The organism is Paenibacillus ferrarius (assembly GCF_002027705.1).
GTDB lineage: Bacteria > Bacillota > Bacilli > Paenibacillales > NBRC-103111 > Paenibacillus_E > Paenibacillus_E ferrarius.
This window is the reverse complement of the sequence record NZ_MBTG01000056.1, coordinates 214,262-236,079: the sequence shown is the minus strand read 5'-3', so window position 1 is coordinate 236,079 and position 21,818 is coordinate 214,262. Positions and strand designations below refer to the sequence as shown.

Below are 21,818 nucleotides of genomic sequence, written 5' to 3'. Positions count from 1 at the left end.
ATTCCTCCAGTTGCCATCCTATTCCTGATTTTCTATTGCCGCGACTAATTCAGTAACATTCCTATATTTACTCACATGAAGCTCGGCTTTACTAATTGCTTCTTCAGCTTCAGCCAAATCACCATAAACACCCATTTCAAAACTTTCGGTACTTTCATTATCGCTTACTACTAAAACTGGCGAGTAATCTTTGAACCTTGGACAATAATTTAAATAACTTGTTGTTTTAATCATAAATCTCCTCTCTATGTTATAATTCCTTATAAAATACAACTTTCAACGGGTGAACAAATGTCTCTCAAACTAAGATACTGCGACGTACACGCAGCCATGTGCTATTACTGTGGTGTAGTAGACGATGAAGAAAAAGTATGTCTAAATGGCTTCGTGCCCTTCCATCCTTCATGCCTCCGAGAATCTAAGTCGTACCTAGTCAAAATGGAATTCATCTGGGACATGCTGAATATCTACTATCTTTATGAGAGTGAATACGCGATACGTGATTTACTCAAACATGAGTTTAATGATGAAAGAATTCTAAACTACAAACTAATTGTTAAAGATAGACGATTCACCATTTATGTATTAAGTGAGAACGATAGATTGTATATGTACTCTGCCCAAGTAGATGGATTCAATTGGGATGAACAACGGGCAGAGTTGAGTAAACAAGATTTGTTTGTGTTTAGTAATTTATTTAATTAATTTTATTTTTAGTTTTCATAAACTATTTCTTTATGTATAGTGTTGGAGAACCCCATGTAATATTTTCGATAGCAAGAATTATTTTTCTTCCTGTTTCCAGTTCTTCTCCATCTCGATAATAGATTATTTTTCGGTAATCGTCTGGATTTTTATCACTGAGCCATGGACTATCATCTAAACATTCCTCCCAGAGAGATTGAAGAATAGATTCTCTTCTTTTCTGATCGTTTTTCCAGATTTCATTCTCAATGACTATTCCACAGTCTAAATACCATTCTACACAATATGAGCCTATTGATTTGTTACGATGTAAAAACCGATCATCAAACATTTTGCTAAAATCCAACGAATTAATCCTCCTTATGAAATCCTTATTTTATTTGCTTCCACTCTTTGTCGAAAGATGTAGACATGGTGATATTTGGTAACTTATAATGTCTCATTATAGATACAGAAAGTTGGAAAATAATGCTTAATCGTATAAAGAGAATTTTTGTAAACAAAGAAATTAATCACCTATTTGGAATCATGTTATTGCTACTATCTGCTGAATTGGCATCGAATGCGAATGTATATTTTAATGTAATTCCGTTAGTTGCAGTATGCACATTGATCTGGTCGCTGTTCAGATTTTCTTTTACTTGCACTAAGTTTGTATTCTCTTTAGTAACCTTGCATTATTCCTTTTATATTTTAGGTAAGATAAGTATTAAATATCAGCAGCACGATGTTAACAAATTTATTGTTTTGACATTTTCGGTATTTGTTCTCTACATTGTTTTTCTTAATATTTTATTCAGGACAAGGAAAGCAACAATTTTAATTAAATTTGCGTTTTACATTTTGATTGCCTTTTTCACGTTCGCTATTGCGTTTAACATTGGACCTTTTGATTTAGGCATAGATTGCAACGAAAAAGCCACATATGAATTATTTCAAAAATGTAAAAAAAGTTTCTCACAATTTGATCTTCTAAAGGCTAACTTGATTAATGTGTTGGTAATCGGCATTTCTATTTTTGAAGCAATTTCAAATGGGTTTGATTTTTTCAAAAAGAACAAGACACAAAATATTGCCGAATAAAATTATGCTTTCATTGGGCTTTCTTCTTGATCAATTATTTATGACAAATTATTCAAAAACATGACATTCAAACCCGCTAATTTGTTATTAAATGTGGTAGAATATACCTATTAAATACAAATGGGGCTGAAATAAAATGGATTTATACAATATCATTACTTGGGTGTTTAGTGGCTTAGGAATAGCGTTATTCAGTAGTAAAAGTAAAATTAAGCTAGTTTTTAATCCATTTACGATAATTACTGCCCCGAAAGAAGAGGAGTTGTTTCTAAGTAGTTCAATAAAAACCTTCAGACAAATAACCTTGTATATTTTCTTTGTTATCTTTGCAACAGCTTACTTTGTATTAATTACAGTATTAGACAAGTCCGAGGGTTCTTCTAACACACCTTTACATATTGTATTTAAATGGTGGTCGTCTATTATTTTCCTCGCTATTTTACTATTTCTTATGACAATCATAATTATTAAAAAATTTAGAAACTATTATTTCAATAAACTTACAGTTGCTATAAGGGATAAAAAGAGATCTGGCTTATTCCTTTTTCTTTTAATAGTTATCTCGATGGTAGTATATTTTATTTTACTTTCACTGATGTATGGGGTTCTTATTAATATAACTATTCTTAATATCGGTGAATCTCATAACAATACTACTTTATCTTCAAGTAAAATGTTATTGGAACTGCCACTAACAGGTTATAAGGAATTGATTTACACTGTATTTGCTTTATCAATAGCATATTTTATTTCTTTAATACCACTTATCAAGACGTTCAGATTAATCTCAAATTCAAAATTAACAGTAACAATCAAGATGAAAAATGGTACTATTTATCATAATAAATATATTATTAATGGAGATATCGATGGTTTCATATTAATTGCTGATGAAAATAAAGCTTCATCAATAGGTAAACAGATGATACAAAAAATTGAGATTGATGAAATTAAGTTTACAACAATCTTAACAAACTTCGGCAAAGTAACAATCTATCCTACTCATTTCACATCTAATATTTTGCTACCACCTCATTACAAATAGCATTTAACTTCCATCACTACCTTCTGGTAGTTTTTTTATTTAAATTATATTTTATTTTTGTTTTACATAACTTCTTTAACTTTTAGGATGTCTTGTGCTGTCTGGTCAATGTTCTGCAACCTGATAAAATTGTCACCGCTGATTAATTCAATGAGTTGTTCATTATAAACTTGAAACATCATTGTTACATACAAACTAACTGTATTGCTTACCATACTTTGGCTCAGTTTAATTTGATCGTCTGTCCAATTCGTCTTCTGCTTAATTCTATTCCAAACTTCATCTTCCACTTTGCGAATATTGATCATCTTCATCTCTCCTTTCTTCAAATATTTTCCTCCGCAAAATTAATATAACACACATTAAATATATTGTATACTGTTATTTTTATTTTATAAAAGCGAAAACAGGGATAATACAAACTACAATAGCACTTGGCCATTCTTAGTTCATATTATCCCTTTTGGTTGTTCTTAGTTCAATCAATATTCAATTAATTCGTAACCCACATATCTGAAACTAATCTTCCAATATAACTCATCGGAAGATAGAAGTAACCTTTGTCCCCCCACTGTTTCGACCACGAGTTACGGCAGATGATATATTCCTCACCATTGATTATCTTCCATCCCATTGCTAAAACAGCGTGATAACCTAACGAATACTCTTTGTTTCTATCAGGAAATGGTACTACGCCTGTACTTGCTACTTCAAAACTCTCAAAACTTTGGAATATCTCTACACCCATAACAACTGGATTCTTTTCAGATAGTGCCTGTTTCAATTGAAGTGCAGTAAACAAGCGCGAATATGAATTAATCTTATGCTCTTTAGCATTTTCATCTGCTTCAATACTAGGTTTATTCTTATAGTTAGATTCAACGTATGGAAAATAGGAAGTTGTACAACATCCAACTTGCTGTAGTACTTTCAGACCATCACGTATTGACGCACCAGAATCAAAGTCAATTGTTCCTTCAATTTCTCGTTCTTTGTAATATAGGTAAAGTTGTGAAAGATAAAAGTATGCATTAATTTGGCTTTCATTTCTTTCTTTAAACTGTTTCAAAGCCGATATTGCGAAAGCGGTACATGAACCTAAGTAACCTTGATCTAGTATTTCAGGGAAATCGTATGGACGAAGATCAATTGGTTTAATTTCTTGAGAACTATAGCTGGCATACTTATAGTCTTTAGGGTCTGGTCTATCTGGCTTGAGTAGATATTGTCTTTCCATACTAAACCTGAATTCCATTTTGACGAGAGAAAACAATTGATTGCAGCCATGCCAAATCACTTAGAGTTAACTCTTGTTTATAGCTTTTCTCTGCCCATTTATAATCTGTAATCCAGCCTTTTCTGTACCAAGCATCGATTGAATCACCAAGCATTTTCCATTGATTTAAATCAAGTTTCATCTCATCCTCATCCTTTACAGTTTCAACTAAATCGGGCAACTTTGCGCCATTTCTCAAGTCATTAATACTCAAACCAAAACTCATCTCAAAATGTGGATAATCTACAATTCCTTCTTTTTCATAAGTCCAATCTCCACCCCAGACAAATCCAAGGCTTTTACCAATTGCTCCGACTCTAAGCCACTTGTCATTAACAGTCCACACTACATTAATACCATCATCAGCTAAAAGGCAGAAATCCAGAGCTACCCCATAGTTGTGCATCGAATATCCAGCCCTAGCATTCGTCACAATTGCACCTGCTGTTGTTCTACCTTGAGCATATAAGGCTGCTTGTTCTTCAAATGTGCGTAATCCTTGAACTATAACAATGTTGATACCTTCATTAAACGCCGCGGTAATAAGTTGACGAGTCTTAGTTGCTACAACGGGATGAAGTTTACTTATTCTTGCTTCACTCTTATTTAGTAATTGTGAGAGTAACATTATTCGTTTCCTCCTAACGAAAAAAAGACGAACCCATTGGATTCGCCTTGTTAATCTAAGCCTCTTATTTAATTTCCCATCAAATCAAAACATATTTCTTTTCCGCTTAATCCATGGTAATATATTCCTATAATTTCGTTCGTTATTAAGAAGGGGTGTTTACTCTGAAATTACTCACTAATTTTTCTACCTTTTTTACGTCTAATAAATCCAATGTAGCAATAGTGCAATCGAGTGATCCAAATGTAGATACTTTAAGATGTCCAAAGTGTCATGTTCTATGGCGAGCTGAAGGGCACTACAACTTCGATGAAGGTGGATGGTCTTATGAACTTAATGAAGACCTATGTCCTCGTAATTGCATTAGCTTCTTTGGTTTTCGAGTTACAGGAAAGCGTCAGTAGCTTAACATTTGCCTATAAACAACTTCAGCAATTCTTTGTGCCCCCGATGGATTTGGATGTGTTCCATCACTTGTAAATAAACTTATGTTTCTAAAATGTAGTCCACTAGTGTTTTGCAGATCAATTACAGGTAAAGCGTATTTAGAACCTATTACTTTTATAGCTGTAGTAGCGGCAGCTGTGCTTGTGATATATGTTGAGTTGAGTGATTGAATTGGAGTCAACAAGTATATTCTAATATTTTGATTTTGGTTCAGTATGTACTCAATACTTCGACACACATTGCCATAAAAAGTATCAGGATATAAATTGAAATCAGTGATCCCTGAAATGTCGTTAATTGTTGAACTTCCAACACCACCATTATGCCCAATGGTCAAAGTCACAATATCAATATTTGAAAAGTCTGGTGCTGTAAATGTAAGTCCTCCACTTGATGTTCCACCACACACAATACATCGTAATCGATTGTTATCTGCGCCAGAGCTTCCAAAATTAGTCATCGTAACATTTAATTTTGTTGCTACATATGTAGGATAGTTGTTTGTTGCACCCACTGATTGTGTTATGCTGTCCCCAAAACAATATAGTTTTTTACCAATATACTTTGAATAGGTAGTATCAGGCGTACCTGAGCTACTTGGAGTTGATGTTTTCTTCAATGTCAATTCAATACGCCCCCTTTCTTAATGAGATGTTATTTTGAAATTGTCTCCTCTTGGTACAGCGGTATTATAGAAAACAAATCCATACTTTGTATTTGACAAGCCTATATTCGCAGTATCTGTATAACTCTGAATCAAAACACCATCAATGTATCCCTTATAGACATTTCCTCTTACTTCTAGTTTCAAACGATATGCTTGCCCTGTATTAAATGTAAAGCTTGCTGTTGCAGGAACAGTAGCTGCACCCGTTAAAGTTGAAAGAAATCCTGCCCTAGTCCCGTTTGAAAGTGCTCCAAATATTAAACCTTGATTATTACCAGCATTCACTCGTGCAGAAACGCCAGAAATATTCCCAGTAGTTAAAGTAGGTAATATTAAGTCCATTTCAATATCAACATTATCAGATAGACTAATGCTAAAGTTAGGATAATTAGTGGAATTAGCAGTGAAACCAATCTGATTACTCATAATGGTAGGTGCAAGGCTTCCCCCTCCACCATTCCATACTTGTCCTGTAACCGCATTGCCAACTGTCCCATCTGAACGATTAAAGTCATCGAATACTTGAACAGTACCCGAAGCTGGAGTGGTTGTTGTTGCTTGAACCGTTGGATTTCCCGACGAACGGTTATTTGATGTGTCAATTGATGCAACTCTGAATGTATAAAGAGTGCTTGCTGTCAATCCAGTAACTGTATATGAGGTTCCAGTAACCGATGCACTAGAGATTGTATAGTTGGTTCCATCTGTGGAAAATGCCACTTCATAATTTGCGATATCTGAAGCAATAGATGCTGTCCAAGTTAACGGAACCGAAGTTGATGTCGGCGTACCTACCGCTAAATTTGTCACTACTTCAGGTGGTGTTGTGTCGGTAGATGCCAAAGTTGATTTATCTACAGTCACACCTGTAGAACGGTTTCCAGCACCATCTATTGCTATCACACGGATTGTATACGACTGGTTAGCTGATAGCCCTGTAACAATGTAAGAGCTAGAACTAGGGTTAATCGCAGAACTAACGATAGTATAACTTGTTCCCCCATTTAAGGAGTAAGCAACTTCTTGGTTGACGACATCTCCTGAATTAGAGACAGTCCAACTAATTGGAATTGTACTCGTTGTTGCTGTGCCAGCCATTAACCCAGTGATAGGATTTGGGGGTGTTGTATCAATAGCTGCTGGCACTCCTTTAACGTATGCGCGAAATGGAATTGTACTATTTACTGTAATCTGAGTAAATGGAGCAAACAAAAACTCCTTAACATCTCCTGCAACTATAGTATTTGATATTCCATTCACCACTAAAGTTAATGGACTTGTGCCATCATTACTTATCCCTACGATGGAACCAGAAATAGTTCTAGTTACATTTGCTGAACCAGAAAAAGCATCTTTAACAGAGCTGGTAGGCGAAACAATGGCACTTCCAACTTTAGCTTCGAATGTACCAGTTGCAGAAATTGTAACTTGTGAGAATTGATCGAAAATATCAAGAAGCTCTTCGTTTGCTTTTATATTTTGAGTGATACCATTAATGTTAAAAGTGAGGTCAGTTGTTCCTGTGTTGATAATGTAAAATGTATCCATGTTTGAAGGAGTTGAGTGTACACCAGATGTATTCCATGAATCCTTTATTACGAATTTATCAAATCCTTGAATTGTGCCAGTACTGCTCCCACCACTTCCTGCAGCTCCTTGAATGCCTTGATCGCCTTTTAATCCTTGAATACCCTGAATTCCCTGATCTCCTTTAAGTCCTTGGATACCTTGGTCGCCTTTTTGCCCCTGAATACCTTGTGAACCTATAGCACCCTGAATTCCTTGCGCTCCCTTTAAAGAATCAATAAATTGTTGAGGTGTTCCTGTATTTCCTAAATCTAGCCAGACTTGATATGCACTTTTGCCAGATGCGCCACCAGAACCGCTACCGCCTACTAATACCCATAAAGATCCACTGAACATTTTAAGTGAGTATGGCTCAGATGTTGTGTCAATCCATAAATCGTAGGTTTTAGGTGAGGTTGGAGGAGTAGATTGTTTAGGAATTTCTTTTTCCTTTCTTGATATTAAAATATCTAGTAAATCCATATTTGTCCCAATAAATACTCTCAAATCTGCACTATCTGAACTTACAGGCTTTTTAAAGCCTAATGGTGTTATTTCCAATTCACATTACTCCTTTCTATTATTATTTTTACTTAACTCTCTAAACCTTACCTTTAAATAATGATTGGATCACTTTACTATCTAGAGTAATACCGAAGATTAGGGTCGCTACAGCGCTAACTACATCTGCCCAAAATTCCAATTCAGCTTCAGGCAACTCATACCCAAAATGTCCAGAAATTTTATTGAAAATTCCTAAAATAATAAATAGAAGTGAAACGTAACGTAGCACTTTAACTTTATCAATATTCATTTTTCATTCTCCTTTTTATTTATAAATAGCAATGATGGCTACAACAACAGCGGCTAGTGATGGCAGTATGCTTAACCAAACAGGCAAATTATTTTTATTTGATTGTTTCTCGGATCTGATATCAACGATGGCTTTTTGTAATCCGTCAATTTTATCATCACGCAACCTGAACTTTTCATCCAATAATACTGTTGTTACAAAATTTTCTTCACGACGATCTAATTTCTCCTCAAGACGAGTAAATGATTTTGTGAGTGAAGCCATTCCTTCTAATACATTCTTTAATTGTGTTTCTACAATTGCTAAGCGTTCACTTTCAGTTAACTCATTCCCCAAAATATTCACCTCGTTTTTGCTCACTCATAGTACTACTGTTCTCAAACATGTTTATTTACGATAAAACTCCTCTTTTATTGGGAATACAAAAAAGCCACTCCATGAGGAAGTGACTTAAAAATCTTGGCTTTCCAAAAAATTATCAATATGAAGTCTAAGACTTATTGGAGCGAAATTTACACCTAAATCTCGCACATCTTGATTTAGATTTTTCTTAAACCCTAAAGCTTCATAATATGATAATCGATGTTGAAAACAATCCAAAGTAAGAAATTTGATACCACAGAAATCTTTTCTCATTAGTAAGGCTTTATAAATGGAGTATTTGAGCAGAAGTTTACCTAATCCCTTTTTTTGAAAGTCTTTGCTTATCGCAAGTCGAGCAACCTTCAGAGAGGGGATTGTTTCATACGGAATATTATCAGAATCTCTTTCCTTTAACTGTAATTTGATGCTATCCGCACATAAAGATATGTATCCTGCCAAATCTCTATTATGGTATAATAAAAAAGTTGTATTAAGTGCTGATTCTTGTTCTATATATGCTTCTTTTACTAAAAAGGAATTCATTTCTTTAGTAATTTTTGAAAGTCTTTTTTTAGTTCTAGGTTCTAGTTTAGAGTATTCTTTTTCATTATAACAATTGAAAGATCTCAATGTTTTTTCATCTTCAATACTTAATCTAGACAACGTATAATTATCAGGAAGATTCAAAACACATTACTTCCCCTTTGTTTCGAAACTCTTAAAAAAATCAATTAGCGCTTGCCCGTTCTTCTTTGACTTCTCGCTTGGTTGATTTTTAATAGATTTCATGATTTCTCTTGCTTTTTTTCCAGTCACAATTGGTGTTGCAGCAATTTGAGTAGCCATTTTTTTCACTCTCCTCTTACTCATAAAACACCTCCTAAGGTAAGTTACCCTAGAACTATGTTTATGATTCAATTTTGATTCTATGCTAGATTCTGTTCTGAATCTCTTTAGAATCTATAGCTAGTAAGAGTATATAAAAAGGGCACTTTTACCAACTAAATTTAGTATATCAAATTACCTATGTCTATGTCCACGATTTTTCATGTCCTGAAATATGAGATTAATGTCTACTAAAATAGTACAATATTTGATATGGTTTTCATACAATAAAAAAGCCACTCAATTTTGAGCAGCTTTAGTCTATAATTTTTAACTACTACTTCTTCTCCAATTCAGCTTTCTTTGCCTCAAACTTAGCAAGTTCAGTGTTGAGTCGTTCAAGTTCTACTTTGGCTGCTGTTACTTCGGAATCGGGACGATTGCTCTTAGACTGTTTTGATAATCAACTACTGCCTGCCTATATTCCTCGTTAGTGATCTCATCAAGAGTATAGACTCCAGCAGTTTTTGGGTTTATTCCTTTGTTCATGATACGCTCTGCTATTACCTGAACCACTAAAGGATTTGTCATAGGATACCTCCGCTTAATTCGTCTGATAAAAGAAGTAGTTGGTCTTCCAGCTTCTTGACATATTTCCCTTGAGCATCATCACTGAACACTAGAGATTTACCTTCCATCAGGTCATTATATACCACCAGAATATTGTTCTTATTCGCGATCATGATTTGGTCAAACTCTGCTTGAGTTTTAAATGGAATTGTTGTTAGTGTATTCTGGATCATGATCTACCTCCCTCTTTAAGATTTGAGGCATTCGTAGGGGATGATAAGGTGTTAGTGATAAGAAAGTTACCCACCGTAGCTCCCCCTGAGGAACTCTCGGCTCTAGCCGAGACCTCAATTACGTCTCCTGCATTTACTGCTATCGATAAACCTACAGCAAGACCGGGATAAGGTTGATTCGAGTAATAACCATCGGGATTTCCAATTCGTAAACCGTTTTTATAAAGAAACAGATATGCATATACCCCATTGTTATAGGTGCTACCGAGGTTCATAGAGATTGATATCTGTCCAGTTACGTTAATTTGGGCAGATTTCAAGATCTCGGAAGTACCATTGAAGTTCTGTACATATCTGGGAGTAGGTAAAGACACATAGACGGGTTTCGGAACGTTTCCAGTAACACCGAGAATTGTAACATCACTTGCAATGTTCGAAGGAATAATAGCAGGCTGATCTTGTGCAACCCACGTAGCACCATCATAGTATCCAGCAGGAGGCATGAGATAGCAACGAACATTTGGATTGCCTGCTGTGTATTGGCCTGCTGAACTGTTAAGTGCTGTAGCGTGACCAGTAGCAGCATTTAGTACTGGCTGATTTGGCATTGTTCCTGCTGTGCCTGCAATTGTAGTTCCGCTCAATACTTTTGAAGCATCTACAGGGACACCTTGAACTGTCGTTGTTGGGCCGTAATAGCCCTCTGCCAAAGTTATATTGCTTCTTGTTGGAACAATCGTGGGTGTTCCGTTATTTGTCATTGTCCCTGCAGTACCAGCTATCGTAGTACCTGTTAATACTTTGTTTGCAGGGACAGAAACTTGTGAAACCACGCTTCCAGAATGAATTCCATCAGGAATTGCAATTTGATTTGTTCCGCTTGGTGTGATTATTACTGCTCCACGATCTGGTACACTCCCCATCAAATCAACATCTGCGTCTGATGAAAAAGTTTTAGTCGCTCTTACATCTCCTGCAGTAGCATTTCCTGTTGCTGTTGTTGGTTTAACAGTCATAGCACTTAGGCGTTTAATACTCATACAATCTCAACTCCTGAAACATAGATAGAAATAGCAGCAGATGTTCCTTGCAAAGCTTGAATAGTATCATTTGATGATACTACGAGTGATACATCCATACTGATAGTATCGTTTCCTTTTACTGTGTAGGCAGCAAGAATCTTGTGTTGATTGCCTACAGTCTGACTATTTGGGACTGCGTAGATAGTGATGTTTGATGAGGTTGCAGTCGTATTTGTAATTAAAATATTCTTAACTATAGTGGTTGTATTTGCTGGAACTGTATATAAAGTTGTAGCTGCTGTTGTTGGTTGACCAACATATAGCCTCTTTGGTGTATTTATCATTTTTTTAAACCCCCATCCAGTAGAGAATTTCTATATTTGCTTTGACTTCTTTGATAGCATTGACCAAAGAAGTTTTATCTGTGGTTGTTAGAGTAGTTAAATCACCCATATCATTGCGAATTGCACCTGCTGTTGTTCCATCCATATAGGCAATAATGTTATTTTTTTTCTGTTCAATTAGTGTAAGCGCAGCATCTTTAGTTGCATTAATTTCATTTTGTTTAGTTGCTACATACCCTGTAATATTTGTAGTGAGAAATTGTTCCATATTAACTAGCGCATCTTGAAACTTATTCCACTCATCAGCAGCAATTAGTTTTGAACGCAACTGATTGGTTAGGTTGGCTAATTCGGTTTCCTCAGATGGTATTCTGCTTGACTTTAGCTTTAATTCTTGAAATCTCTGAATTAATGGCACATCTGATGCTTGAATCTCAGTCTTGAGAGTAAATGCATCTATTTGATTAGGGAAACTAGATAGGTTTGCCACTATTTAACCACCTCTCCTTCTATGTTCATATCTCCGTCTATTTGTTGAATATATACAAAAAAGCCTGAACCAATTAGCTCAGAGCTTACATTATGTGATCTATATCCATACACATCTTTGAATAAGTGGAACTTGTGATCATTCCAATACTGCAAACTGATAGTTCCGCTTTGCCCTTTAATGACTAATAGATCTACGTTACTAGTAATATTTTCAAACCATAGCTTTAATGTGAAATTATTTGTTAACTGAAAGCCTTCACTAAAGGAAAAGACATCATTTCTAACATTTAACTTCTCCCCATTTATAAATATGGGAGCTGACAATGTTGAACCTATAATTTGGATTGTATTCCAAGTTAATTTGATTCCTGCGTTCTCGTTATTTTCTGCAGTAAGGTTGGTGTTAATGTTTGGTTGAGAGTAACTAACTGAGAATGATACTAGTCCACTTGTTCCAACTAATCCTTTATTACTTGTCGTTTGAAATTCAACATAATAATTGGTATTTGATTTTAAACCCGAAATTAAATAATGGATATTTGTGTTTGTTTGAATTTCAGACTGAAATATTTTCAGCTTATTTGCGTCATACAAGTAAAAAATCCATGAGCGCATTGAGACAGACTCTAATTGGGAGTACGTAGCAGTAAAATTATACGTTTGAGAGCCAACCGTTCCTATGGGCGAAACCCCTACAACTGGTCTGGAACTTGTCTGAAATATCTCGTAATCAGAGAAAATGCCTGCTCCTGCATCGTTCCAAATTATAACTTGAATCTTATACTCTAGACCATTCAAAAAGGAATTAGCTGGAATGGAATGAGAATTAGCGAATGATGTAATCTTTGAGCTGTTATAAATTAAAATATTGTCAGAGTTTTTAAACACGCGTACTTGATAAGCAACACTTAAATCGCCTGACACTTGCCAAGTCAGTTTGTTGACTTCACCTGCCGCAATAGTTAACCCTTTGAAACTTATGTTATATGGTTTCTGTAAAGCCAAACTACATTCTCCTTCCTGCTATACTCCTCTTTTAAATGGTACATACTTATCAGTACTTCTCCCATTAATGAACAAAACGAATACCTTAGATCCAACTGAAAACGTCACATCTGGGTTACATGGTATATCTTGAGGAGTCTGTGAGCCATTTACATATACTGAGAGAAGCTTTGCATTTTTAACCTGCACTACCGTTCCGAGATTCCATTGACCTGTAAGCAAGTTCAACTCTTTTAATTTGTTATCAATAATATTTTCAATTAGTGCAATAAATTCTTTATTCTCCATAAATCAACCTTCTTAAATGAAATTCCAATTTGATATCACTTCTCGATATTTTAAACACTCACATGACATCAACTGTGGAGTCAACGGGAGCGAAAAACTTCTAAGCAAGTATTTTCCTGTAACTGAATTTTCGGAGTCCTCCAGATATATAACATCATTAGCTTCATGTAAGAAATTAGGACTTATTTGTAATGAAACTACTTCAGTGTAACCAAGCCTGTTCATCAGTTCATATTTAGCCCTGTATTTACAATCATCTGTAGTTGATAGTAAACTGTCTGGATTGCCTGAATTATGTTCATAAGTGACTTCACCAATCTTTTCAATTGAGTATGGATGACCTGCCCAGATTGGATTGGACTCTGTAACGACAATTTCAAATGAACATTCTGCTGTTTGTGATGAGCCTCCTAAAACGATAATTCTATTTGCGAGATTTGATTCATCTAGTTTGCGTACATTACCCGCATAAAATCTTTCACTTGGGTCTGCATATGAGTAACTCCAAACAGGTGGATATTGTGTAAACTCATTTAAGTCAATTTTTCGAAGCCTCAAATACCCATTCACATCATAATAGATTTCTGATTTGCAAAGCGCTGCTAATTCTGATATTGCTTTATAAATATTGTCAGAAGTTTGATATGTAAGCGTATAAGGAACAGTCTCAGCTACACTATCAAAGTTAAAGAGAGTTTCCCCTACTTTTTGGGCGAGTAACTTTATTACAGAACCAATATTTGCACCAACATCTATTTTTGTTTCAGTACGAAATTTCCCTCTGCGATCTGTACATAAAAACATTTTATCTTGACCGTTTAATGTAGTGATTTTACCCTCAGTGGTATGACTATCCTCTGGTTCTGTTAATATAAAAACACCTTGAGGTATATACTCTACAATTCCGCTTTTCACTTTAAATCCAGTAAAGACCTTTACGCGTTTATCAAGCCAAATTAGATTATTTTCACCAAAGTTGAACTCATTTTTTTTGTTGAATAACTTAAATGAAAAATTCCTTCTAATTGGTCTAGATCCATCTAAAGATATTGAACCACTATCTTTATTTGTAACTTGTTTAGTGTATTCGCTTATATATTTCATGTTAGAATCGTAAAATTCGAACTTCAAATACATCTGCTTAATTGGGCTTTTCATTGCAGCCAGAAAATCTGCTGAGCAGTATTGCATATCTCACCTCTACTCTGCCATATATTCATCGACGGATTGAACCTCAACAAAATCTAAAGTTAGAACACCGTAATCATAGTTTTTCCATGTGTTCAAAGGACTACTTAATCGCGGGTTGCTTACGTCACAGACAAAAGCTCTCCCTGTGTCACTTTTAACTAAAAATGGTCGATGATCTTTAATGAAGGTGTTCAATATTTTTTCATAGCTCTTTCCGCTACGTTCAAATTCACTAGGAATAATTACTGTACTCAGTGAGAAAGACTCATACTCTTTATCAAAATAATACACTTGGGGGTACTTAGATAACGTTTCAATTACAACTCTTCCTTGGTTTAATGTAGCCTCAACATTCCCAACACTTTCCATTGCTTTATCGAATCCTAGGATAGAGTCGCACTTTTTATCCACTAGCCACCATCCTACAAAATCGGATGTCACTGAAACATCAACATTCTTACCCTCTAAGTTGTTTTCTGCAATGGGTACAATGCTATAAACTAAATCTTCATTCGGTTGAGTGTAATCTGTATATACGATTTGCTGATTATTTACAAATGGGAGATGATGTAATGTAATAGAATTTAGTTCACTTGCTTTTCTTCGCTTGATAGCAAAACTTACAATCTCTAGTCCGCTATTTTGTATATTTCCACCTTCAAGATCATTTAAGAACTTAAAGATTGCTCTATGATCGATCTGCCATGCATCTTTGATATTAGTTTTACCAACATCTGTTCGTTCACGAATTTCAATTTCATCATATATGCCATTCTTTAGTTCACCATAATAGATATTATTTACTGAGTTTGACGGACTCCTAAAAAATTCAGTTCCATAGAAGTTTAAGCCCATAATAGTCATTTATTGCAATCCTCCTTTCCATAGAAAAAGGAGAAGGGGTTAGCTTCTCCATGTTTAAGTATGATGCGATTTCACAAGATTTTGAATGCCTTCGAATAATTCTGAAGGGTTGTTGGCCATAATTGTAACTCCCGACAAACTATATGTTGTGGCATTTGAGGTATTTTTTGATGATTGATTAAAAGATGGTAACTTTACACTGCTAATAAGCCCACTTAGGTAATCTAGCGGCTTGATCATGATATCCTGTAGTTTTAAGGACTGCATTTTAGTCAACACGGTTTCCCCTAGTTTTAAAATAGCTGGCATTTCATTCTCTGCTAAGGGAGCACTTCCAACCGAATTAGTGCCAGTATGGTATTTAATAGTTGGTGAGCTACCAGAACTTGAAGAAGAAGATCCACCACCTCCACCTGACATTGCAGACATAGCTGCCATAATCTGCTGCATTTGAATAAGTCTTGCATTTGCTCCAGAAACCATTGAATCAAGTTTAGAAATAGCACTTTTATTCCACTCGTCAACTAATTCATTAAATTTCTTTGAACCAGTTTTCGTGATGTCATTCAAGTCTATCCAATGATTAATCATATTAGTGCGCTCAGTTTCTAATTGGATCTTCAAAGTATCAATCTTAGCCTGAGTATTAGCGACTAGCGTAGCATCCAGTGAACTTAAATACCCAACGTACATATTCATACTAGCTAACTCCTGTTGGTGAACTGCTTGTAACTGAGTCAACCTATCCTGCTCATTTGTTATTTCCTTATCATAAGAGGATTTCAATTTGTCAATTTTACCATTTACATCATTGACAGCAATTTGATACAGGTTTTGCATGTTTTGAATATACAAACGTTGAACATCTAACTCAATTTGATGAATCTGCTTAGTCTTATCTAGTTGATCCTGAAGTTTCTTAATAGTTTCTTGTTTTGCTTTTTCAAGAGTGTCTATATTATCTTGAATAGCTTTCTTTAAATCATCACGCTGATACTGTTTTAACAACTCGTCCCGCTGCTTCTCTAATTCCCCAACTTTACCCTTATCAAAGGTTAGGGTTTCATTTCCGTCTGCACCAATATAAGAGAATCGTTTATCTGCTTTTGTTTTGCTAATCTCATCATTGATATCTTGAAGCTTCTTTAGGCGATCTTCTTTTTCAATTTGTTCGTCAAGGTTTTTTAGAGCTAATTGTTGGGCTGCGATTTGATCATCGTAATATTTGGTTTGAGTAGTGATAAGATTTTCAAGAGCTTTCTCCTCATTTTTATACTGCAACTCAGTATCACGAAGAGTATTGTTAAGTCCATCAATTTTTAATTTCAAGCCATTTACGAATGCAATTTCATTTTGAATAGAATTCTGAGATGGGTTTCCAGCAGCATTTTGATAATCCGATACTGCTTTTGCAATATCTTGAATCTTAGCTTTAAAAGCATCGAGTTCTTCTCTCGTGCCTAGTGTTGATTCAATAAAATTCCCTTTTCCATAAACTCCATCTAATGAATTCAAATCTGAAATGATTGAGTCGATAGAATCCGAAAACTCATCCATGTTAAAGGTGTCTTGAATCTCAAGCTGCTTCTTTAAATTCTCAATAATCAGATCATATTGCTTTTGGTGTAGTTTTATCTGATTAGAAATAGATGCCTCTTGCTGCTGATACATTGTCGTCATACTTGAAATGTATTGTTTCATGCTTGCAATTTGAGACTTCAAATCCTGCGAAAATGCTATTTGTTTCTCAATGTTTGCTTTTGTTTGAGAAGCGTTATTTGAGGACTCTTTAGACATTTCACTAATTACATTCGACAATCCAAGCAATGTATTTTTATAATTGTCTAACTTAGCGCGCGCGTCACTAGAAGTGTCAATGACTTGAAAACCATTCGGGTATCGACCATCAGCTTCATCAAGTTTGGCTAAGATTTCATCAATAGAAATAGTCAAATCTTTGGTATTTAAAATTACATTATCATTGGGATTAGCTTCAAGCTTTTTCTTTAGCTTATCAATTGTCACATCTATTGCCTTAGAAGCAGCGTCCATAACTTTATCTATTTCAGATTTAAATACGTTAGATATATCTCCACTTATACCTTCGATTGAATCCTTAACCTTCTGGATCTCATCTAAATTCCCACTCCAAGATTGTTTAATACCTTGGATTTGGTTGAATATCTTTTGATAAAGTTCCCTTTGATTCTCTAATTCTTTAATTCTGTTTTTGTCAGTATCAGAAAGATTTTTACCGTCACCTTCGATATTTTGCATTGATTTTTCAATAGCGTGGATTGCCTCAATATACTTTGATGAAGCAGAAGCATCATCATTAAACCATGCATCAAATCCAACTCCACCCTTTGAAAATTGATCACTTAAAGATTGATATGTATCCCTAACTGAATCAGCAGATTTTTTTAAATTACTATTAGCTGTAGCAATATCTTCTAGCTTAGCCTTTTGTTCAATGAGTAATTTATTGCTAAGTTCCAACTCTACATTAATATTCCCAGTCTTCTTGGCAACTTCAACTTGCTTTTCAAGAGATTTTATGTTCAAATCGCGCGCTTTTATAACATTGTTGATATTGTCAATTTCCTCTTTTGAAAAATCAGTTAAAATATGTAGATTGGCTTGCGTGTCTTCCTTTTCATTTTTTGGTTTCTCTGTGTTGGTTGAGTTCTTAAAGTTAAAACCAGTTTTAGCTGCATCTTGCAATGCTTTTAATGCTTCTTTAGTTTTAGCAATTTGAAGAATTTGATTACTGAGAGTACCTAAATCTTGCAACTTACCTTTTTGTTCCATTTCACTGCCGTTAGGATTGAAACTATCATTTAAGTTTTTTTCAGCTTCTGCAAGAGATTTTTTTGCTTCTGCTACATTTGAAATTGCATCGATTTCAACTCCATAAGCTGCAAGTTTGGATACTAATGCTTGTTCTTGTGTATCGACCTGTGCCTTTTGTGATTGAATACTTACTTCCAGTTCATTAAGTTTTGCGTTTCTTACTGACTCAATAGCCTCTTTTGTAATGACTAATTGTCCATTCTCGGTGGAAATTTTGTCATACAACTCTGGATATTTTTTAATAAGTTCCATAATAGAACTTGAAGATAGTTGATGCTCTTTATTTAGCGTATCAATTGCATCATTTAAAGGTTTTACCGATTCAGCAGTTTGTTCAAATTGTTGTTGTAACGCTTTTTGAGTGTCATTTAAGTTCTCAAATAACTCATTCGACTTATCAACTGAAGGCTTAACACCGTTCATTACATTTACAAATTTTTTCGCCTGTGAACTGGTTGCATTTAAAGAAGTTGCAAGTAGATCTGTTTGAGTACTCATCATGCTTAATGAATCATTTTTATCTAGCCCATCAGTAGATTGTATCTCCTTGATACGATTCATAATACTAGATATCTGTACTAACTTTTTAACAAGATCGTCTGATGACAATTGAGAAATGTCCATATTCTCGACAAACTTACTCAATTGATTTTTTGCATCATCGCCGAATTTAACACCTGATATCTGCACCAAAACTCCGACCAAACCAGAGAACTTAGCGTGTATTGAATCAGTTGAAGATTCTAATTGAGAGCCTATAGCTTCTGCCTGTAATCTTAAAGTAGCAATTTCTGCCGCGGAGTATGTTTTTACTTTGTAATCCTTTCCTCCAGCAGTCGCAGTTGAATAACCTCTTTCAATATCTCTGTTAATAGTATTTAGTTGAGATTGAAGTACTCGTCTATCATTTAATATTTTCTTGAAATCATCGTTAGCAGTAGCAAGGTCTTTCGCATTTTGAAGCTTAGTAAGTTTTTCAGTGTTAACTAACTCTTTAGAGATTGCATCAGCAGACCTTAAATGTGCAAAACCCTTTTCGTCAATATGGTGGACAAGATTAGGTAACAAATCAGCCAAGTTTTTACTAACTTCATAATATTTTTCTTGTTGGGCGGTATCAGAAAAACTTTTTCCATTATTAGTAGCATTATCAAGTTTGGTGTATTCTGCAACCAACTCTGTAATTTTATCTTTTTGATTAGTCCAATTTGTTGCAATTTTTTTTTGCTGGTCTTCTAGTTGTTTTTGCTGCTCTGCTAATTGTTGATGACGCTCAACTAATTTAGAGATTCCTACTGTAACGGCTGCTACAGCAAGTGCAATACCTCCTGTTAAAGCGACCTGTAATCCTATTGTAGCTACTCTTGCTGCAATCGCAGAACCTGTGTATGCAGTAGTAAAAATACTTAGCGCTTGAATTTGCATTCCTGCTGTTGCCAATGCTGTAAATAATTTTCCACCTGCAAAAGTAGCAATAGATGCTCTCATTGCTGTATTAAAGACTAGGAAAGCTGTAGTGGCAAGAAACATAACAGGTGGAATTAATCCAACAGTCTTAACTACTTTGTCTATACAAAGTGTTAGGCTAGTTAGAGACTGAATAAGACTTCCTATTTCATCTGATTTAAACGAAGACTGAAAGATTCCTGTAAAGGCATTTTTTAGTTTCGTTAATTTTGCTTCTGTGCCATCTTGATATAGGTTGAATTTCTTTTGACTAATACCAGCAGAAGTAAGAGCGATATCATAAAGTTTTACGGAATCACTGTATCCCTCCATAAGATTCATGAATCTACTACTCTGAAACGACCCTGCAGTTGTAGTACTAATATAAGCTTTTTGTCTACTTGTTAAAGTACCCCACTTGGCACCAAGTTCATCCATGACAGTCCCAAAGTTGCGGAAATTCCCTTTTTCATCAACTAATCTAATTCCTACTTCTGCAAGTGCTTTAGAAACTTGATTTATCTTAGTACCGTCTTCTTCGTCAAATCCTTTTTCTTTTAGGCTTTGAACTCTTGCAATGATAGATTTAATACTATTCCCTATTGTGAATGAACTCTCTCTCGTAGACGAACTTAGCTGTCCAATCCAACTTGAGACCTTCTCGAATTCTAATCCAATACTATTCGCGCTACCGCCAACACGCTGCATTGCTTCTCCAACTTCAGAAGCAGAAGTAGCTGCACTATCACCAATTGCGCTAAATACATCAGATGCCCTATTAATATCCACACCCATTGAATTAACTGTAGCCGTTAAAATTTTTGCAGATGAGGTAAAATCAATACTGCTGATCTTTGCATATTGAATAGCAGATGCCATTCTCTTCGCAGTTTCTTCAGGAGACAAACCTTGTCTAGCAAACTCAACAGCACCTTTTGCTAACTCTTGAGTTGCAACCCCCATTTCCATACCCATTTTATGAAACTCTTCACCATACTTAGCTACTTCACCTTGGTTTTTCAAATAAACAATGGAAAGCTCAGTTAATGATTTGTTTAATTCATTCACATAGGTGATGCCTTCTCTTATGAATTGAAAAGGTGCAGAAATCAAGCTGCCGCCAACAATGAACGCAGTCATCTTAACTAGAGATGATTTCAAGGCTTCACCTAACGCAAGGGTATGTCCAGAACTAACTTTCGCAGAGGCACCTATTTTGTTTATCTCGTTTGTTAACCTTGCTGCTTCTTCCCTAAAGTTAGATGTGGCTGGAGTTAATGCTTTAATTTGAGATAAATAATTGTTTAAAGCCGCATTATCGACATTAGAGCCATTAGTGCCATATCTACGATTAAGACTTAATACATCAACTTCTGCTTTATTTTGTGCTGCTAGTAATGCCGCGGCATCTGCTTTTGCTTTCTTTAGAGCTTCATATTCTGCCCTTTTTATTGCCACAAAATCGTTATATCTCTTATTTTCATCTTGAGTTGCTTTATCAGCTAATGCTTTTCTTATCTTATTTGTTTCGTTTGCATTTCTGACACGCTCAGCATCAATTTTCTTTTCTTCTTCAAGCATTTTTTTCTGATTTATAATATCTGTTGTGGTTTGAACAACGCCACCACTTACAAACTTAGTGTCTTTTATTTGTTGATTTACACCATCACCAAAAGTTTCAGTTACTCTTTTGACATTATTTTGAGCATCGGAAACTGTTTTCTTTCTTTCAAGATTCCATCTTTTTTGAGCTTCTGTAGCGTCTTTAACTGCCTGTGTCTCTTGACTTATTGTCTTGATTGTATCTTTCATTGCATTGCTTTGAGAAAGAGTAGATTGTGTTATTTGGTTTATATTTTTATTGAAATTTGATAGTACTTCTAGTATTTTAGAGTCAATTTCAACATTAACTTTTATTTTTTGGAGTGATGGGTTATTTGATAATTCTTTAATTGCTTTATTAATCTCAGTAATTGATGTCGCTTTATTTAATGATGCTTGAATTAATATCCTTAGTGTATCTGGCAATTGTCCTCACTCCTTTTTTAGAAAACAAAAAGAAGCGAAGAAATCATCGCCCCTTTAATGATT

22 protein-coding genes are annotated in these 21,818 nt (G+C 35.0%); 1 reads left to right on the top strand and 21 read right to left on the bottom strand.

Translation table 11 applies throughout. From position 1 onward, the window contains the following. Positions 1-18: 18 nt before the first annotated feature. On the bottom strand, positions 19-234 hold the full coding sequence (locus BC351_RS36340) for a hypothetical protein (RefSeq protein ID WP_079420341.1): 216 nt from the start codon (positions 232-234) through the stop codon (positions 19-21). A 493-nt stretch (positions 235-727) separates the two neighbouring features. Next, complete coding sequence (locus tag BC351_RS36330; protein ID WP_079420334.1) at positions 728-1,051, bottom strand: hypothetical protein; 324 nt, start codon at positions 1,049-1,051, stop codon at positions 728-730. Positions 1,052-1,924: 873 nt separating this feature from the next. Between BC351_RS36330 and BC351_RS36320 the strand changes: the two genes are divergently transcribed. After that, positions 1,925-2,833, top strand: a complete 909-nt coding sequence (locus BC351_RS36320; protein WP_079420326.1) for a hypothetical protein — start codon at positions 1,925-1,927, stop codon at positions 2,831-2,833. Between the two features lie 62 nt (positions 2,834-2,895). Here BC351_RS36320 and BC351_RS36315 read toward each other — a convergent pair whose 3' ends face one another. From BC351_RS36315 to BC351_RS36235, 19 genes are all read right to left on the bottom strand, one after another. Next, a complete protein-coding gene (locus BC351_RS36315; protein WP_208629904.1) occupies positions 2,896-3,141 on the bottom strand; it encodes a hypothetical protein in 246 nt (81 codons plus the stop codon). A 185-nt stretch (positions 3,142-3,326) separates the two neighbouring features. Further along, a complete protein-coding gene (locus BC351_RS36310; protein ID WP_158082355.1) occupies positions 3,327-4,070 on the bottom strand; it encodes a C1 family peptidase in 744 nt (247 codons plus the stop codon). 1 nt (position 4,071) lies between these two features. After that, a complete protein-coding gene (locus BC351_RS36305; protein WP_079420316.1) occupies positions 4,072-4,737 on the bottom strand; it encodes a M15 family metallopeptidase in 666 nt (221 codons plus the stop codon). A gap of 397 nt (positions 4,738-5,134) precedes the next feature. Next, positions 5,135-5,809, bottom strand: a complete 675-nt coding sequence (locus BC351_RS36300) for an SGNH/GDSL hydrolase family protein (RefSeq protein ID WP_158082354.1) — start codon at positions 5,807-5,809, stop codon at positions 5,135-5,137. 18 nt (positions 5,810-5,827) lie between these two features. Continuing rightward, entirely contained in the window at positions 5,828-7,978 is a 2,151-nt protein-coding gene (locus BC351_RS36295; RefSeq protein WP_079420308.1) for a fibronectin type III domain-containing protein, read from the bottom strand. A 40-nt stretch (positions 7,979-8,018) separates the two neighbouring features. Continuing rightward, entirely contained in the window at positions 8,019-8,231 is a 213-nt protein-coding gene (locus tag BC351_RS36290) for a hypothetical protein (RefSeq protein ID WP_079420306.1), read from the bottom strand. Between the two features lie 15 nt (positions 8,232-8,246). Further along, positions 8,247-8,567 (bottom strand): hypothetical protein, encoded by a 321-nt coding sequence (locus tag BC351_RS36285; RefSeq protein WP_079420304.1) that lies wholly within the window; start codon positions 8,565-8,567, stop codon positions 8,247-8,249. A gap of 114 nt (positions 8,568-8,681) precedes the next feature. Continuing rightward, positions 8,682-9,281 carry a GNAT family N-acetyltransferase gene (locus BC351_RS36280; protein ID WP_079420302.1) on the bottom strand — a complete coding sequence of 200 codons (600 nt, stop codon included), beginning with the start codon at positions 9,279-9,281 and terminating at the stop codon, positions 8,682-8,684. 6 nt (positions 9,282-9,287) lie between these two features. Continuing rightward, positions 9,288-9,464 (bottom strand): hypothetical protein, encoded by a 177-nt coding sequence (locus tag BC351_RS42590; RefSeq protein ID WP_158082353.1) that lies wholly within the window; start codon positions 9,462-9,464, stop codon positions 9,288-9,290. A gap of 375 nt (positions 9,465-9,839) precedes the next feature. Beyond that, positions 9,840-10,010, bottom strand: a complete 171-nt coding sequence (locus tag BC351_RS42840; protein ID WP_167388054.1) for a hypothetical protein — start codon at positions 10,008-10,010, stop codon at positions 9,840-9,842. Beyond that, the gene (locus BC351_RS36275) at positions 10,007-10,222 is read right to left on the bottom strand and encodes a hypothetical protein (protein ID WP_079420300.1); all 216 of its coding nucleotides are present in this window, start codon (positions 10,220-10,222) and stop codon (positions 10,007-10,009) included. Before BC351_RS36275 ends, BC351_RS42840 begins: the two co-directional genes overlap by 4 nt. Next, positions 10,219-11,262: a hypothetical protein gene (locus tag BC351_RS36270; protein WP_079420298.1), complete on the bottom strand. Its 1,044-nt coding sequence runs from the start codon at positions 11,260-11,262 to the stop codon at positions 10,219-10,221. Before BC351_RS36270 ends, BC351_RS36275 begins: the two co-directional genes overlap by 4 nt. Next, positions 11,259-11,588 carry a hypothetical protein gene (locus BC351_RS36265; protein WP_079420296.1) on the bottom strand — a complete coding sequence of 110 codons (330 nt, stop codon included), beginning with the start codon at positions 11,586-11,588 and terminating at the stop codon, positions 11,259-11,261. Before BC351_RS36265 ends, BC351_RS36270 begins: the two co-directional genes overlap by 4 nt. 4 nt (positions 11,589-11,592) lie before the next feature. Next, positions 11,593-12,078, bottom strand: a complete 486-nt coding sequence (locus BC351_RS36260; protein ID WP_244209292.1) for a hypothetical protein — start codon at positions 12,076-12,078, stop codon at positions 11,593-11,595. Then, a complete protein-coding gene (locus BC351_RS36255; RefSeq protein WP_079420292.1) occupies positions 12,078-13,085 on the bottom strand; it encodes a hypothetical protein in 1,008 nt (335 codons plus the stop codon). Before BC351_RS36255 ends, BC351_RS36260 begins: the two co-directional genes overlap by 1 nt. An 18-nt stretch (positions 13,086-13,103) precedes the next feature. Next, positions 13,104-13,373, bottom strand: coding sequence for a hypothetical protein (locus BC351_RS36250; protein ID WP_079420290.1), 270 nt, complete (start codon positions 13,371-13,373; stop codon positions 13,104-13,106). A 12-nt stretch (positions 13,374-13,385) separates the two neighbouring features. Next, a complete protein-coding gene (locus BC351_RS36245; protein ID WP_079420288.1) occupies positions 13,386-14,564 on the bottom strand; it encodes a hypothetical protein in 1,179 nt (392 codons plus the stop codon). A gap of 9 nt (positions 14,565-14,573) precedes the next feature. After that, entirely contained in the window at positions 14,574-15,428 is an 855-nt protein-coding gene (locus BC351_RS36240; protein ID WP_079420286.1) for a hypothetical protein, read from the bottom strand. Positions 15,429-15,482: 54 nt separating this feature from the next. Then, entirely contained in the window at positions 15,483-21,755 is a 6,273-nt protein-coding gene (locus BC351_RS36235) for a phage tail tape measure protein (RefSeq protein ID WP_079420284.1), read from the bottom strand. Between the last annotated feature and the right edge of the window lie 63 nt (positions 21,756-21,818).

Bases quoted from the DNA above. Each gene is read 5' to 3' on its own strand.
- BC351_RS36340 (WP_079420341.1), bottom strand. From the start codon at position 234: ATGATTAAAACAACAAGTTATTTAAATTATTGTCCAAGGTTCAAAGAT.
- BC351_RS36320 (WP_079420326.1), top strand. From the start codon at position 1,925: ATGGATTTATACAATATCATTACTTGGGTGTTTAGTGGCTTAGGAATA.
- BC351_RS36315 (WP_208629904.1), bottom strand. From the start codon at position 3,141: ATGATCAATATTCGCAAAGTGGAAGATGAAGTTTGGAATAGAATTAAG.
- BC351_RS36310 (WP_158082355.1), bottom strand. From the start codon at position 4,070: ATGGAAAGACAATATCTACTCAAGCCAGATAGACCAGACCCTAAAGAC.
- BC351_RS36305 (WP_079420316.1), bottom strand. From the start codon at position 4,737: ATGTTACTCTCACAATTACTAAATAAGAGTGAAGCAAGAATAAGTAAA.
- BC351_RS36290 (WP_079420306.1), bottom strand. From the start codon at position 8,231: ATGAATATTGATAAAGTTAAAGTGCTACGTTACGTTTCACTTCTATTT.
- BC351_RS42590 (WP_158082353.1), bottom strand. From the start codon at position 9,464: ATGAGTAAGAGGAGAGTGAAAAAAATGGCTACTCAAATTGCTGCAACA.
- BC351_RS42840 (WP_167388054.1), bottom strand. From the start codon at position 10,010: ATGACAAATCCTTTAGTGGTTCAGGTAATAGCAGAGCGTATCATGAAC.
- BC351_RS36275 (WP_079420300.1), bottom strand. From the start codon at position 10,222: ATGATCCAGAATACACTAACAACAATTCCATTTAAAACTCAAGCAGAG.
- BC351_RS36270 (WP_079420298.1), bottom strand. From the start codon at position 11,262: ATGAGTATTAAACGCCTAAGTGCTATGACTGTTAAACCAACAACAGCA.
- BC351_RS36265 (WP_079420296.1), bottom strand. From the start codon at position 11,588: ATGATAAATACACCAAAGAGGCTATATGTTGGTCAACCAACAACAGCA.
- BC351_RS36250 (WP_079420290.1), bottom strand. From the start codon at position 13,373: ATGGAGAATAAAGAATTTATTGCACTAATTGAAAATATTATTGATAAC.
- BC351_RS36245 (WP_079420288.1), bottom strand. From the start codon at position 14,564: ATGCAATACTGCTCAGCAGATTTTCTGGCTGCAATGAAAAGCCCAATT.
- BC351_RS36240 (WP_079420286.1), bottom strand. From the start codon at position 15,428: ATGACTATTATGGGCTTAAACTTCTATGGAACTGAATTTTTTAGGAGT.